Annotated in this window: 11 protein-coding genes; 6 read left to right on the top strand and 5 right to left on the bottom strand. The window is 38.5% G+C overall.

Going from position 1 to position 15,305, the window contains the following annotated elements; translation table 11 throughout:
- Window positions 1-40: 40 nt before the first annotated feature.
- The 3 genes from MLC35_RS04095 to MLC35_RS04085 all read right to left on the bottom strand — a co-directional run bounded on the left by MLC35_RS04095 (window position 41) and on the right by MLC35_RS04085 (window position 2,190).
- The gene (locus MLC35_RS04095; protein ID WP_434637928.1) at window positions 41-550 is read right to left on the bottom strand and encodes a transposase; all 510 of its coding nucleotides are present in this window, start codon (window positions 548-550) and stop codon (window positions 41-43) included.
- Between the two features lie 173 nt (window positions 551-723).
- On the bottom strand, window positions 724-1,899 hold the full coding sequence (locus MLC35_RS04090; protein ID WP_151900723.1) for a class II aldolase/adducin family protein: 1,176 nt from the start codon (window positions 1,897-1,899) through the stop codon (window positions 724-726).
- A gap of 3 nt (window positions 1,900-1,902) precedes the next feature.
- Entirely contained in the window at window positions 1,903-2,190 is a 288-nt protein-coding gene (locus tag MLC35_RS04085) for a putative quinol monooxygenase (RefSeq protein WP_151900724.1), read from the bottom strand.
- A 262-nt stretch (window positions 2,191-2,452) separates the two neighbouring features.
- Between MLC35_RS04085 and MLC35_RS04080 the strand changes: the two genes are divergently transcribed.
- The 3 genes from MLC35_RS04080 to MLC35_RS04070 all read left to right on the top strand — a co-directional run bounded on the left by MLC35_RS04080 (window position 2,453) and on the right by MLC35_RS04070 (window position 9,074).
- On the top strand, window positions 2,453-4,966 hold the full coding sequence (locus MLC35_RS04080; protein ID WP_434637925.1) for an HD domain-containing protein: 2,514 nt from the start codon (window positions 2,453-2,455) through the stop codon (window positions 4,964-4,966).
- A 9-nt stretch (window positions 4,967-4,975) separates the two neighbouring features.
- Window positions 4,976-6,790, top strand: coding sequence for a glutamine--fructose-6-phosphate transaminase (isomerizing) (gene glmS, locus MLC35_RS04075; RefSeq protein ID WP_434637923.1), 1,815 nt, complete (start codon window positions 4,976-4,978; stop codon window positions 6,788-6,790).
- A gap of 436 nt (window positions 6,791-7,226) precedes the next feature.
- A complete protein-coding gene (locus MLC35_RS04070; RefSeq protein ID WP_434637921.1) occupies window positions 7,227-9,074 on the top strand; it encodes a GGDEF domain-containing protein in 1,848 nt (615 codons plus the stop codon).
- A 54-nt stretch (window positions 9,075-9,128) separates the two neighbouring features.
- On the opposite strand, the gene MLC35_RS04065 is transcribed toward MLC35_RS04070, so the two are convergent.
- The gene (locus MLC35_RS04065) at window positions 9,129-10,286 is read right to left on the bottom strand and encodes an Mrp/NBP35 family ATP-binding protein (protein WP_346388522.1); all 1,158 of its coding nucleotides are present in this window, start codon (window positions 10,284-10,286) and stop codon (window positions 9,129-9,131) included.
- A gap of 210 nt (window positions 10,287-10,496) precedes the next feature.
- Window positions 10,497-11,897: a phosphomethylpyrimidine synthase ThiC gene (gene thiC, locus MLC35_RS04060; RefSeq protein WP_346388521.1), complete on the bottom strand. Its 1,401-nt coding sequence runs from the start codon at window positions 11,895-11,897 to the stop codon at window positions 10,497-10,499.
- Between the two features lie 218 nt (window positions 11,898-12,115).
- Here thiC and MLC35_RS04055 point away from each other — a divergent pair, with 218 nt between their 5' ends.
- From MLC35_RS04055 to MLC35_RS04045, 3 genes are read left to right on the top strand one after another with little or no spacing between them, the layout of a single operon-like run.
- On the top strand, window positions 12,116-13,240 hold the full coding sequence (locus MLC35_RS04055; RefSeq protein WP_346388520.1) for a bifunctional 2-C-methyl-D-erythritol 4-phosphate cytidylyltransferase/2-C-methyl-D-erythritol 2,4-cyclodiphosphate synthase: 1,125 nt from the start codon (window positions 12,116-12,118) through the stop codon (window positions 13,238-13,240).
- Window position 13,241: 1 nt separating this feature from the next.
- Window positions 13,242-14,129, top strand: a complete 888-nt coding sequence (locus tag MLC35_RS04050; protein WP_151900730.1) for a response regulator — start codon at window positions 13,242-13,244, stop codon at window positions 14,127-14,129.
- Entirely contained in the window at window positions 14,107-15,297 is a 1,191-nt protein-coding gene (locus tag MLC35_RS04045; RefSeq protein ID WP_151900731.1) for a sulfate adenylyltransferase, read from the top strand. The genes MLC35_RS04050 and MLC35_RS04045 overlap by 23 nt, the downstream gene beginning before the upstream one ends.
- The last annotated feature ends 8 nt before the right edge of the window (window positions 15,298-15,305 follow it).

Raw genomic sequence — 15,305 nt, 5'->3', positions numbered from 1 at the left:
GCAGTGACTCCCGGAATCGGTACTTCAGTGCCGACTTTTGTTACTCATATTTACTAAAAACCCGCTCATCTGTGAGTCCGGCTTTGAGAGGGTTATTTTTTATGTAATTATAAACTTTTACATAATGTTCTTCATCTCTTATAAGTTTGTCATAATACCCGTCTGCCCAAAATTTTCCTGATTTTTGCAAAAGTTTATTGAGTTCAACCGCACTTTTACCTTTGATATATTGCATAATTTTACCTAAATCCTCATTTTGCTTGAATAACAAATGAATATGATTTGGCATAACTGCCATCATTTCCACATCATAAAGTTTTTCGTCTTCTTCTAAAATAACATCTACAAAGACATCAATAGCTTCATCAAACAGATAGGCACCATTTTTTGACATGTCCAAATAACTGTCTATTTGAAACTGTTTTATATGTTCTTTTTCATCATTTGCCAGAATTTTTTGTACATAAGCATCTACGCTGTCTTGTGTACGAAATGTTATAAATTGGTAATGTTCTTTCAGACTGATATGATGCAGTTTTGTGTGGTTCATTTTTTATTGTAAAGCCCTCTTTAAATTTTTACTCAGTTTAGCCCGCACTGAAGTACGGGTTCCGAAATTTCCCGGAATCGGTACTTTAGTGCCGACTGCTGTTACTTTCTTGCCACTCTCGCCCGCACTGAAGTACGGGTTCCGGGATAAATTACGCTTTCGTGCCGCCTTTGTTACTTTTTCAGTTTCGCCTGTTCCAGTTCCCAGTACTCCATCGCAAAGCTCTCTTTTTCACTGATGCTTTGGTAGCCGCCTAATTTGTCTGAGCGCAATACTGCCAACATGGTATGGTTTACTATATCATTGATTATTGCCGCTTCTTTTCTGTTTTTTCCAAAAGAGATGACTGCGAGATTTTTTATAATCATATAATTGGGGGCAGGATTCAGCATCACCTCATCAGTGGCATATTTTTCAAAATAGGTTTTATACTCTTGCATATATTTTTCTACTGCTGCTTCCAAATTTGTATCTTCCATCACAAGCGGTACTCTTTTTGTGCGTATGATATGCTCAGGAGTCAAGACACCGCGTGATGCAAACTCTTTTAAATTCGGCTGTGACGCATAATATGCTGCCAAAGGCGACTGATTGATATTGATAGAGACTTCATAGCCTTTCGCGGCAGAAAGTACCTTTGTTATTTTTCCGATATCACAGTCACTGTGGACATAATTATGTTCAATATGCACAACAGCCTGTTCGTCCAAAAAATTTTCTGCTTTTGTGACGGCTTCTATCATTTTGTCATAAGATTTTTTGGCATCATTGTCGAAAGTAAAAATCCCGTGATGATGCAAAATGATGCCGTCTATACTCTCCCAGTCCAAATCTTTTGTCATTTTATAAATTGTATGTGCCAGTTCAAAGCCCGGCATAATATAATCAACAATTAAAAAATTTGGAAAAAGCTTGACAATATGCTCATCCCCGTTCACTGAATTTGAAATCGTTACAATAGCATCCGCATGGGTATGGTCCACAAATTTGTAGGGAATCAGCGCATGCAGTATCGCTTCCACCGAAGGATTCGGCGCAGATTTATCCGTCATCGCCTCTCGTTGCAGGTGTACCATTTCACTGTCACTCAAATGCTCACGTTTTGCCATTTCTAAAAGTACATCCAGTTTCACAGGTGCAAAACCTTCTGCTTCTATGCTTGCCAAGTCCCAGCCACTTCCCTTTACATGTAAGACATCTTCGCCGTTTATTTTGCTTTTGAGTGAGGTATTGCCGCCTCCGTGCAGTACCAGTTCATCATTTTGTCCCAACAGGTTTGAGCTGTATACCCTCAAATCCAAATCACTTTTACATGCAGCCGCTTTTTTTTCATTCCATAAATTGTCCATGATTTAGCCCAACACTTCTAATTCATCTGTGTATTTGTCTTCACAGTATGGCTCGTATGAAGATTTATATACTTTATAATGGGCAGAGGCTTTATGCCCGTTCAGTGCAGCTTCATTTTCCCAGGTCTCAACTGCCATAAATCTTTTTTTATCGTTTTTGTATTGAAATATTTCATAAAAAATACAGCCTTTTTCTGCCTTGCTCGGTGCTACCATTGCAGACAGCAGTTCTTTCATTTTTTCTTCACAGCCCTCTTTTGCTATGAATGTTACGCTTTTTGTAATTGTCATTTTATTTTCCCTTTTTATTTTTACTGCCGCTCTCAGCCCACCCTAAAGGATGGGTTCCATTAAGTTAAGCGGCTTTTTCGGAACCCGTACTTCAGTGCGGGCTTTGTGTCTTTCAAAACTAAGGCCTAGATTCCGAAAGAATATCGAACTTTTTTTCTTAACCTAACGGCATTGACCCTCCAAAAATAGGTTCCATTGTCGACTATTTTTGCTTTTTTAAATTTTAAAGATAAATTATAGCAAAAATTCAATATAATCAATTATGAATTTACTTTTAGAAATAGAAAATGTATTAGAAAAAAAAGGCTCAGACTTTGAGCTGTCCAAACTTTTTAAACAATACATAAAAGAGTATAAAGAATCGCTTCCCGAACTTTTTACAAAAAACCAGGGCAAAGACTTCCTTGTCCGCCACACAAAAAAACTCGACTCCATCATCGAACTGATGTATAAAACTGTCCTGCGTCGAGCATTTGGCAACTACCTGCCTATGCGCAGTTCCATACCCATAGCCATTATAGCCCTTGGAAGTTATGGCAGAGAACAGCTCTGTGTACACAGTGATATTGACCTGCTCATCGTTTACCAGGATGTTGAAGGGTACAACTCTGAACTCATTATCGAAAAACTGTTTTATCTTGCCCTTGATGCAGGGATGAAACTCGGACACAGAGTCCACGAGGTTGACGACCTCTTTAAAGCAAGCATACAGGATATAACCATTAAAACCTCTTTAATGGAATCCAGGTTTATCACAGGATCTCCCTTTACCTGGCATGCAACGCAGAGAGAACTTGGCAGAATTCGTCTGCATGAACAAAAAGAGTTTCTCCTTGCCAAAATAGAAGAAGCACAAAAAAGAAGAAAAAAATACCCGACCTCTATGCAACCAAACATAAAAGAGAGTGTTGGAGGCTTACGGGATGCCCATCTCATCTACTGGGTAGCCAAAACAATTTATGGCATTAACAGTATCAAAGAACTCAGCGGTACTGTTTTCAGTGATGAAGAATACAAAGAATTCCGTATAGCCCTTGAACTCCTCTACAGAGTCAGAAGCGCCCTGCACCTCATAGCAAACAAACAAGAAGACAGACTGCTTCTTGAGTATATTCCTCAAGTGAGTAAACTATTAGGATTCAAAGACCAAAAAAAACTTGCCGGTAAAGTTTTGGAAGCCGGATGGCGTATCAATAACTTCACACAGATTTTTGTAAAAAAAATGGTACGTCCCTATATCTATGATGCCAAACATATAGCATCTTTCAAACGAAACAGGCTCAAAAAAGGTTTTTATCAGTACAATGCAAGACTCTATGCTTCCTTCAAGCTGCCTCAGCAAAAAATTTCAGATTTACTGCAACTGCTTCTTGACCTGGAAGACAAAGACTACCGTTTTGATGCCGGTTTTTTGCATCAGTTTACTGTTGCAAAAGTTTCCCATCCACTGAGTGAAAAAACCTATTTTCTCATAAAAAAACTCTTTACAAAAGCCCATATAGCTTCCTTTTTAAAACTTTTTTATGATGCGGGAATCCTTCCAAAAATTTTTCCGAATTTTCGAAAAGTCATGCATCTGCCACAGTTTGACGGCTACCATCACTACCCTGTTGATATTCATTCCATCAAATGTGTCCAAGCCCTGGAAAACATTACAGAGCCTTTTTTGCAAAATCTTTTTGATACACTGAGCGAAGAAGAAAAACTGATTCTCAAAATTGTCGTATTTTTCCATGACAGCGGCAAGGGAAGAAGGCAGGATCACAGTGAAGTCGGCGCAAAACTTGTTGTGCAGTTTGCAAAACATATCCATTTGAATGAAGAGCAGACAAAAAGAGCAGTCACTCTTGTTCGGCAGCATATTCTTATGAGCAGTGTAGCCTTCAAAGAAAACATACACAATGAAAAAACACTCTATAAATTTATGTCAAAAGTGGGCGATGCCAAAAACCTTCAACTGCTTTACATCCTCACCTATGCCGATATCAGCGGTGTCGGCGGAGATATCTACAACGCTTTTAATGCAAAACTTTTACATGATTTGTATTTAAGTGCTCTTGAGATTGCCCAAAACACTGGAAGAATTACCGATGCAAAAAAAAGACTGCTCATAGAAGCAAGAGTCAGAAATCTTGACGAGTTTAAAGAACTGCCGAGTCTGTTGCAGAAAAAAGTTTTAACAATAGAATCCAATCTTTTTTTCTTTAAACATGCACCCCAGGACATTATCAGTATTGCCAAAATTGCAAAAGAGACAAAAGAGTACAGTTTTCGAGTCAAAAACATCAACTCTTTGAGTATAGAAATTTATCGGCGTATCCCTTTAAATATCGGTTATCTTCTAGCTACCCTGGCACATCTCAATGTTGCTTCGATGGAAATTTTCACTCTCTTTGACGGCATTAAATATTTTAAAATCGAGTTTATACAAAATGTAGACTCTAATGTACTCGTTGAAATTCAAGACACCATTGACAATGCTTTTGACATGAGTAAAGAGGTCAAACTCAAAAAAATTCACATTAAAAGAGAAGAGATTGCAATTGACTGTGAACACTCAATGACGCATGCCGAACTGACAATTCATACGGCAAACCAGATAGGGCTTTTGGCCTATGTCATGCACAAGTTTGAAGAGCTGCATATCAATATCATCACAGCAAAAATCCACTCAAGCAAATACAAAGTCCGAGACAGTTTTTTAATGGAAAAACAAAACAATATATGTAATAATGTTGAAAAAATCTATGAATTATTATCAGAAAATACAAAATAAAGGGTCTGCATGTGCGGAATTGTCGGATATATAGGAAACAAAAATACAAAAGAAATTTTATTAAACGGTTTGAAAGAGCTCGAATACAGAGGTTATGATTCTGCCGGCATTGCAGTGTTGAGTAATGGAGAATTTTCCAATTTCAAATCCGTAGGCAAACTTGTCAACCTTGAAGAAAAAACAAAAGATTTTGTGACCGACAAATTTGCAGTCGGTATCGGACATACCCGCTGGGCAACACACGGCAAACCAACAGAACTCAACGCCCATCCCCATACTGGAATACACTCTTATGTCGTGCATAACGGCATTATAGAAAACTATGCGGAGTTAAAAAAAGAACTCCTCAAAGAAGGTAGCATTTTTTTAAGCCAGACAGATACCGAAGTGATTGTACATCAATTTGAAAAAAACCTGAAAAATACCAAAAATGCTTTTGAAGCCTTTGAAAAAACAATTTTTGAACTCAAAGGGGCCTATGCGATTCTTTTAGTCACGAAAGAAGAAAAAAATAAAATATTTTTTGCAAAAAACGGTTCTCCCATGCTTGTAGGCATCAACGAAGCAAATGAAAAATATTTTGCATCCTCGGACACACCGCTTATCGGACAGTGTGGTGAAGTCAATTACTTTGAAGACGGTGATTACGGCTATGCAACACATGATGAGCTTGTTATTTTTGACAAGAACCGTGAAAAAAAAGAACCTCATTTCATACAGCTTACAAACAACAAACTCTCCGCACAAAAAGAGGGATACCGTTTTTTTATGGAAAAGGAGATATATGAACAGAGTTCTGTTGTTGCCGATACGCTTTTAGGACGTTTGAGTGATGATGCAATCATTTTTGATGAACTGGGAAAGGATTTTTTCGAAGGTATCAACGAGATAAAACTATGTGCCTGCGGTACTTCATACCATTCGGCCCTGACAGCCTCCTACCTGTTTGAACGCTATGCAAAAATAAAAACTTCTGTTGAAGTTGCTTCAGAGTTTCGCTACCGTTCACCTCTCATGAGTGAAGATACACTCTTTGTTGTTATATCACAAAGCGGTGAGACTGCAGATACACTTGAGACACTCAAAATGGCCAAAAAAGCAGGATTAAAAACGCTTGTTATATGTAATGTTGACAACTCTTCCATGGTCCGCATTGCCGACAAAACGATACTCACGCGGGCAGGCATTGAAAAAGGAGTGGCTTCGACAAAAGCCTTTGCAACTCAGGTCACGGTTTTTTGGATGCTTGCTTTACATGTAGCACAAAGCAAAAAAACACTCACCAAAGCTGCAATAGCACAACATATACACCATCTGCGCAGCATTCCTGCAAGTGTAAAAGTCAGTGATACCCTGCATGAACGCATCAAACGGTTGTCAAAACGCTACTTGCACGGACACGGTTTTTTCTTTATCGGCAGGGATGTCTTTTTTCCATTGGCCCTTGAGGGTGCTTTAAAACTCAAAGAGATCTCTTATCTCCATGCCGAAGGGTATCCAAGCGGAGAGATGAAGCACGGACCTATTGCTCTGGCCGATCCGGAACTCTTCACCATTGCCCTGCTGCCGCAGCATATGCTTTATGAAAAATCAAAAAGCAATGCTGAGGAGCTGAGTGCAAGAGATTCTACTATCTGTGCCATCAGTCCTTTGGAATTTGACAAGGCGGATGACTTCATCCAGACAAAAAAACATGAACACTATATGCTGGAGTTTTTTGAAATGATGGTTGTTTTACAACTCTTATCCTTAGAAATTTCGATTCGTCTTGGAAATGATGTTGATATGCCAAGAAACCTTGCAAAAAGTGTTACGGTAGAATAGATATTTCTTGAAATCGGTACTTTCTCTGCCTGCAAGCCCGCACTGAAGTACGGGTTCCGGAATGCAGTGACTCCCGGAATCGGTACTTTAGTGCCGACTCTTTGAACTTTTTTGCCACTCTCGCCCACCCTAAAGGATGGGTTCCGAAAAATAGTGACTCCTCGGAATCGGTACTTCAGTGCCGACTCTTTGAACTTTTTTGCCACTCTCGCCCACCCTAAAGGATGGGTTCCGAAAAATAGTGACTCCTCGGAATCGGTACTTCAGTGCCGACTGTTGTTACTTTTTTGCCACTCTCAGCCCGCACTGCATTGGTTCTTCGAAACCTCTGTTTTATCACTAAAATGTAACTTATAGACAAAAATAACATTTTTCACTTTAAATTAATTTGTTTCTGGCTAATATATTAAAAACAATCCTATTATAAGTGAACACTATGCAAACAAAATCAAAACTCCTACTCTTTGTCGCTTTAATGCTTTTGGGTCTTGGCCTGGCCACTATCGTAAATGTCTCTTTAAATTTCAGGGAATACAGCATAAAAGATGCCACACAAAAAGCTACAATGGCTGCAGCTATCGTCAAAGATGGGTTGACAGCACATATGGTCAACGGCATTATGGACAAAAGAAGTTATTTCCTCAACCAAATCAGCTCCAACAATGATAAAATAAAAAACTTGTGGATTGTCCGATCTGATAAAGTCATCAAACAATATGGAAAAGGCTTTAACAGTGAAACAGCAAGAGATGCGATTGATGAAGAAGTTTTAAAAACAGGAAAGATGGTTCAAAAAATTTCAGAATCGACTGAAAACTCTATGCTTAGAATTACTATTCCCTATAAAGCCACAGTTGCAAACGGTCCAAACTGTCTCTCCTGTCACAATGTTCAGCGAGGAGATACACTCGGAGCCATCAGTATGGAGTTTGACATTACAGATATGCGTAATGCAGGGATGTTTACCATTTTGAAAATACTTGGAATAAATCTTCTTTTCATTGTCATTGTATTACTGCTGATCAACCATTATGTAACACCCTATATGGAGCTTTTCTCCAATATGCAAAAAGGAATAAGAAAAGCCTACAAGGGAGACTTTTCCTATGAATTTACCACAAAAGTGAAAGGTGATGCCAAAAACATTGTCGATCAGCTTAATACGCTCTTTAGAAAAATGCAAGAGACCTTTGGCGACATAAAATACAACCTTGCAACATTTATTCCCCAGGGATGTGTCTCTTCAAGTGATCCTCTTCAAGAGGCAAAAACAATCATCGGAGAACTCTCAGATATATATAAATTTAAAAAGACGATTGAGCATGATCTTACAAAAGAGATAGTCTATCAAAGAATTGTAGATGTACTGAGTAATAAATATGAACTTTCGCATTTTGCATTTTATGAAATAGATACACTCAAGGCTGTAAGAAAGCTTATTTACATCTCCAACGGCAAAAGTGTCTGCAATGACAAAGTGGATGAAGATGCATCATTATGCAGAGCACACAGAACAAATACGGCAGTAATCTCAAGTGAATTTGTCAATTTATGCCGAGAATGCAGTTGTGAAGGATTGGAATATATATGTATTCCTTTTACCATTAATGATGAAAACTCTCTTGTCATTTCTATTACAACCAAAGAAAAAAATGAATTAAACAGAGTCAATAGTTTTATTAAAAGTATTGAAAACTATCTTGAAGCGGCTAAACCGGTTATAGAGAGTAAAATTTTAATGTCCAAACTCCGTGACACCTCTCTCAGAGACGCAATGACAGGACTTTATAACAGAAGATTTCTCGAAGAATTTATAGACACTTTTGCAAATCAGGCAAAACGGGACAATACAACATACAGTGTTTTAATGCTTGATGTTGATTTCTTTAAAAAAGTCAATGACACCTACGGGCATGATGTAGGAGACAAAGTCATTGCCAAAATAGGAGAAGTACTCCGCAGCAGTATCAGAGAATCAGACCTGGCTATTCGATACGGCGGAGAAGAGTTTGTTGTCCTGCTGCACAATGCCACAGATGAAGGAACAAAAATGATCGCTTCAAAAATTCACTCTGAATTTTCAAAACTTGTTTTTGATGTCGGCAACGGAAAAACCATACAAAAAACCATGAGTATAGGTATATCCAAATTTCCCAAAGACGGTGATACTATTTGGAAATGTATCAAATACGCAGATACTGCTTTGTATGTGGCAAAAACGACAGGAAGAAATAAAATTGTTGAGTATAAACCGGAGATGTCAGAGGATGAGCACTTACGATAAACAGATATAGAGGAAGCTTAAGCAACGCAAAAAGCGTTGCTTGTTTATAAGTTTTTAGCTACAGCCGCATCCGCCGCCGCTTTGCTCTTTAGGTGCAGAAGCAGCACCTGTTGAACATGCACTTACACCCGGTGGTGTTGTCGGCTGAACAGACTGATTGTCCACTCCGCCGTTTGCATTGATCTCTTCAATTGTACTCCAGATAGATTCAGCAGCTTTCATATAACGTTTTGCTGTTTCTGATGACGGGTCTGCAAAAATAATTGGTTTTCCTTCATCTCCACCGGTACGGATAGCCGGCTCAATTGGGATTTCGGCAATTATTTTCGTATCAAACTCATCCGCCATTGGCTGAGATGTGCCTTTTCCGAAAATATCATACTCAACACCGGTATCAGGTGCAATAAATCCGCTCATATTTTCAACAATTCCGGCTATAGGAATGTTTAATTTTCTAAACATATCGAGTGAACGGCGTGAATCATCAAGTGAAACAGACTGTGGTGTTGTTACAGTCAGACCCGCAGTTACAGGAACAGCCTGTGCAAGTGAAAGCTGTGCATCACCAGTTCCCGGCGGCATATCAATCACTAAAACATCCAGTTCTGACCATAAAATATCACGTAAGAACTGTTCTATCGCTTTCATAATCATAGCACCGCGCCAGATTAACGACTGTCCTTCTTCCATGAGTGATCCCATAGACATAACTTCAATACCGTATGCTTTCATCGGAAGTACTTTATTTCCGGTTACTTCCGGTTTTTGATCAGAAATACCTAACATACGAGGGATATTCGGACCATAAATGTCAGCATCCAAAAGACCTACTTTCTTGCCTTGTTGCGCAAGTGCAATTGCAATATTTACAGCAGTAGTTGATTTTCCGACACCGCCTTTGCCTGAACTCACCATCAAAAAGTTTTTGATTTGCGGTGCGATGTTTTTGCCTTGAGACGAACTTTCTTTTGGCATTTGCGGTGCTTTTATATTTACAGTAACATTTTCTGCACCTGCTGATTTTAAAGCTTCTGTAGCTTCATCTTTAATTTGTTGTGCTACTTCCGGAGCTGATGATGTAATTTCAACAGTGAAACTTACATCATTTCCCTTTATTGCTATATCTTTTACAAAACCAAATGTTACGATATCTTTGGTGAATCCTGGATACATAACTTTTGAGAGTGCCGATTTTACAATTTCTTCAGTCATTCGTTTTCCTTTAATTTATTTAATTTTTTTGCCATTCTCAGCCCGCACTAAAGTACGGGTTCCCAAAGAGTCGCTTAACTTATTGGCATTGACCCTAAAGGATAGTGCCGACTATTTAAACTTTTTGACAATTTTTGCTTTAAAAGTGTACTATATCTAAATAAGATAAATATTGTCTTGTTTAAAATCAATTTCTTTTTAAGCCAGACTTTAAACTAAAGCTTCTGCTTCAGCCTCTGCCGCTTCTTTATCTTTGTTGTCTTGAATAATTCTTTCTATTCCCTCAGGGTTGTCCATAATTTCCTGTGTAATTTTGTATGAACAAAATTTAGGCCCGCACATAGAACAGAATTCTGCTTCTTTAAATACATCCTGAGGCAGTGTTTCATCATGGTATTCGCGAGCGCGTTCGCTGTCAAGTGCCAATTCAAACTGTTTTTCCCAGTCAAATGTATAACGTGCATCACTCATAGCATCATCAACATCACGTGCACCTTTACGGCCACGGGCGATATCAGCAGCATGTGCCGCAATTTTATAAGCGATAATTCCCTCGCGGACATCATCGGCATTTGGAAGACCAAGATGCTCTTTTGGTGTTACATAACAAAGCATACTTGCACCGTGCCATCCGCCGACAGCCGCACCGATTGCAGAAGAGATATGATCATATCCCGCTGCAATATCAGTAACCAAAGGACCTAAAATATAAAAAGGCGCTTCGTGGCAGAGTTCTCTTTGTATCTTCATGTTACGTTCAATCTGGTTGATTGGAACATGTCCCGGACCTTCAATCATAACCTGCACATCTTTTTCCCAGGCACGAAGCGTTAAATCTCCAAGCACTTTGAGTTCACCAAGCTGTGCTTCATCAGACGCATCTGCCAGACAACCGGGACGAAGAGAGTCTCCTAATGAAAGAGAAACATCATACTTTGCGCAGATATCCAAAATATCATCAAATGCCGTATAAAAAGGGTTTTCTCTGTGATAATGCATCATCCAGGCAGCCATTAAAGATCCCCCGCGAGAGACAATACCCATTTTGCGTTTTGCAACTTTAGGCATAGTCTCAAGCAGGAAACCCGCATGAATTGTAAAGTAAGAAACCCCTTGTTTTGCCTGACGTTCCAGCACTTCAAGCATAACCTCTATAGTCAAATCTTCGATTTTATTCCCGACATCATGCAAAATCTGATAAATAGGCACTGTTCCGATAGGAATCTTTGAAGAAGCAATAACAGCTTTTCTGATTTCATCCAGGTCGCCGCCGGTTGAGAGATCCATTGCTGTATCTGCCTTATAGTGTTGAGAGACCTCCATCTTTTCTACTTCACCCTGTACATCAGAGGCAATGGCAGAAGAACCGATATTTGCATTTATTTTACATTTACTTGCAATTCCGATAGCCATTGGTTCCAATGAAGTATGATTTATATTTGCCGGTATAATCAGTCTACCGCGTGCTATCTCGCTACGAACCAGTTCAGGAGACAAATCTTCTACTTTTGCAACATACTCCATTTCTTGTGTGATGATGCCTTTCTTTGCGTAGTGCATCTGTGTTCTTACAGAATCACCCTCTCGCTCTTTTACCCATGAAGATCTCATAAGTTACTCCTCAATATTATATTTTCATTCTTTATATATGATGGAAATATAATCAAATAAAGTTAATCTAACATAAAGTGAAACAATTGATGAGATTATTTATGTAAGTGCTTAGTCAAAAAATGTGAACATAAAAATGACAAATTTACACATTCAAGATAAAAAAAAGCTTTCTATGTGTATAATTTCGTAACACTTTTATATATGTAGGAGACTATTTGTCTGATTTAACGCTTGTACTATTGTCAGCCGGTAGTTCTAGTCGCTTTGACACCTCTGTAAAAAAACAGTGGTTGCGGATACAGCACAAACCTTTATGGCAGTTTGTAGCAGACAGGTTTGCTCACAGCGGGCTTTTTTCAAAAATTATTATTGTTTCATCCGAAGAAGATATTGCCTTTATGCAAAACTATGCCGATTACTCTTTTGTAAAAGGAGGCAGTTCCAGACAAGACTCTTTGCAAAATGCCTTACTACATGTAAAGAGTGAATATGTTCTTGTCAGTGATATAGCAAGAGCCTGTATCAGCGAAGATTTGCTTCAAAGAATACTTGCGCAAAAAGAAGAAGCTGACTGTATCGTTCCTTTTTTACCCGTAACAGACACCATAGTATATGAAAATACGACAATAGACAGAGACAAAGTCAAAAAAATCCAAACACCCCAACTCTCCCGCACTAAAATACTTCAAAAAGCCCTGCAGACACCTACTGAATTTACAGATGAGAGCAGTGCCATTGTTGCCTACGGAGGAACCCGCACCTTTGTTGCAGGGGATGAAGATGCCTGCAAGATAACTTTTACCCATGATTTAAACAGGCTTCCATGCCTCGAAGCACCATCAAGTGACATTTTAAGCGGCAACGGTTTTGATGTCCATGCTTTTGACGAAAAAGGAAAAATGTTTCTTGGTGGTGTAGAGATAGATGCTGATTACGGATTTAAAGCCCACAGTGACGGAGACGTTGCTCTGCACGCACTTATAGACGCCCTTTTAGGGGCTGCAGGCATGGGTGATATAGGCATGCTTTTTCCGGACAACAACAGTGCCTACAAAGGTATAGATTCAAAAGAACTGTTACGGACAGTCGTGACAAAAATCTATAACTACGGTTTTGAAATTGTCAATGCAGACATTACAATAGCCGCACAAAAACCAAGACTTGCAAACTATAAAGATGCAATGAGAAAAACTATTGCAGAAATACTCAAAATCGACAAAGCAAGAGTCAATGTCAAAGCAACAACCACAGAGAAACTTGGTTTTATAGGCAGAAGTGAAGGTGTTGGAGTCATTGCCAATGCAAATTTAAAATATTTTAACTGGAAGATAATAGGATAACATGAAGATATTAATTATAGAAAATGAAGTGTATTTAGCCCAGAGTATTGCAACAAAACTAGGTGAACTTGGTCACACATGTGAAATGTGTACATCCACCAGAGATGCCATCGGGAGCAACAACTATGATGTTGTTTTACTCTCGACAAACATCAACGGACAGGATTTTAACCCGCTTATAGAAACATTTAAGAACTCTATCGTTATTTTAATGGTTTCCTACATTAGCAATGACACGGTTTCAAAACCACTGAGTGCCGGGGCAAAGGACTATATCCTCAAACCTTTCATGATTGAAGAGCTTGTACGGAAAATTGACCATTATCAGGATTATGAAAAACTCAAAAAACGCACTGAAGCCTATGAAAAATATCTTGCACACACATTTTCCAATACAAAACATGAACAGAATTTGGATGAAATTGAGTTGCCGCTTTTCGTATCATCCAATTTTCAAAAATATGCGGATGCATTCGCCTTTGAATATGCCCAAAAGAAAAATCTTCCCATACATTTTTTATCATTAAGTGATTCAAAAGCATTAAATGAGATAGCTTCGCTGCCACAAAATTCAATTATATATATCATTGATTATCAGGCACTCAAAAAAAGTGATAAAAAACGTTTTTGTGACCTGATACAGGGGAAAAAAGCCATTATCGCCAGCAGTGATAAAATTGAGGAAGTCGCCTACCCTGTTATAGAGATAAAAAGCGACAGCAATGTTTTTGACAAAGGAGAAATCCTGCCAATAGAAGATTATGTCAAATTTATTGTTTTAAACTATCAAGACAAATATCCGGATACAGAATTGTCAAAAAAACTTGGGATAAGCCGCAAGAGTTTATGGGAAAAAAGAAAAAAATATGACATCATCAAGAAAAAATAAAACAATTTATATAGACAAAGAGGCTGCTTCTGTTCTTGAACTCGTTACAGAAGGCCTTTTGGCCCCTGTAACAAAACTTATGAATGAACAGGAATCCAAGGAAGTCCTGCAAACCGGTCTTGTAAACGGTCAGTCTTTTCCCTTCCCTTTTATATTGGCTCCTTCGGGCAAAAAAAATGAAAAAATCATTCCTACCTTGGAGCCGGGCGAAGAAGTTACTATTATCTGCAATGGTAAAGAGTTTGCTGTGCTGTGTGTCGAAGAAACTTTTCAAATTAATCCCAAGGAACGGGTAAAGCATATTTACGGCACTGATGACCTCACCCATCCGGGTGTCATGGCCACCATTAAAAGAATAGGCACCTGGGCACTTAGCGGAAACTATACCATTCTCAGTAAAACAAAACACAAAAACAAAATAAAAATCCAAAAAGCAAAAGAACTCATAGGAGCAAAACACACCTCCTCTTTGATGATGGGAGTCAACCCGCTTCACCGTGCCCATGAAAGGCTGATTCGCCAAACACTTGAAAGTACCGATCTGCTTGTTATATTTTTACTCAAACCTTATGACAATGCAAATTTAAAGTATGAAGTACGAAAAGAAGCATTAGAGTATTTTATCAATAATTTTCTTCCTAAAAACCGGGTAATTATTATTCCTCTTGAAAACAGCTATATCTTTGCAGGCTACAATGAAATTATTGTCGATGCAATTGTCGCAAAAAACTATGGCTGCGACAGACTGACCATTGGCCGTAATCATGCCGGTTTAGGCATGTTTTATGACTGTAATTCAAACAAATCGATCATAGACAAAGTTACAGGCATAGATATCGAGATTACCGTTGCAAGTGAGTATGTGTACTGTGATGAGTGCAAAACGCTTGTGAGCAAAAATACCTGTCCTCACGGACAGCATCATCAGATCTCTTACCATGCGGACTCAATTTTGGCACTTTTGGAGGCAGGACTTTTACCTCCTGCTGTTCTTATACGGAAAGAAATTTCATCATTTTTACTTTCTAAACTCTTTCCGAACAGGTTTAAAAATCTTGAAAAACTCTATTATGACACTTTTCCGGTAAAAGGTTTGCTTGAAGAACATACAGAAAAAGATTTTTATCTTGAGTTAATGAAACTCTATCAAACAACATCACTGACATAAGGAAAACA

The sequence above is a fragment of the Sulfurimonas sp. NW7 genome, from assembly GCF_051132265.1.
Classification (GTDB): domain Bacteria; phylum Campylobacterota; class Campylobacteria; order Campylobacterales; family Sulfurimonadaceae; genus Sulfurimonas; species Sulfurimonas hydrogeniphila.
The sequence above is the reverse complement of the archived record's forward strand: the minus strand, read 5'-3'. Positions and strand labels throughout refer to the sequence as shown.

What these genes read in the sequence shown, in the direction of transcription:
- MLC35_RS04045 (WP_151900731.1), top strand. Translation starts at nt 14,107, where the DNA reads ATGACATCATCAAGAAAAAATAAAACAATTTATATAGACAAAGAGGCT.
- MLC35_RS04070 (WP_434637921.1), top strand. Translation starts at nt 7,227, where the DNA reads ATGCAAACAAAATCAAAACTCCTACTCTTTGTCGCTTTAATGCTTTTG.
- MLC35_RS04050 (WP_151900730.1), top strand. Translation starts at nt 13,242, where the DNA reads ATGAAGATATTAATTATAGAAAATGAAGTGTATTTAGCCCAGAGTATT.
- glmS (WP_434637923.1), top strand. Translation starts at nt 4,976, where the DNA reads ATGTGCGGAATTGTCGGATATATAGGAAACAAAAATACAAAAGAAATT.
- MLC35_RS04095 (WP_434637928.1), bottom strand. Translation starts at nt 550, where the DNA reads ATGAACCACACAAAACTGCATCATATCAGTCTGAAAGAACATTACCAA.
- MLC35_RS04080 (WP_434637925.1), top strand. Translation starts at nt 2,453, where the DNA reads ATGAATTTACTTTTAGAAATAGAAAATGTATTAGAAAAAAAAGGCTCA.
- thiC (WP_346388521.1), bottom strand. Translation starts at nt 11,897, where the DNA reads ATGAGATCTTCATGGGTAAAAGAGCGAGAGGGTGATTCTGTAAGAACA.
- MLC35_RS04085 (WP_151900724.1), bottom strand. Translation starts at nt 2,190, where the DNA reads ATGACAATTACAAAAAGCGTAACATTCATAGCAAAAGAGGGCTGTGAA.
- MLC35_RS04090 (WP_151900723.1), bottom strand. Translation starts at nt 1,899, where the DNA reads ATGGACAATTTATGGAATGAAAAAAAAGCGGCTGCATGTAAAAGTGAT.
- MLC35_RS04065 (WP_346388522.1), bottom strand. Translation starts at nt 10,286, where the DNA reads ATGACTGAAGAAATTGTAAAATCGGCACTCTCAAAAGTTATGTATCCA.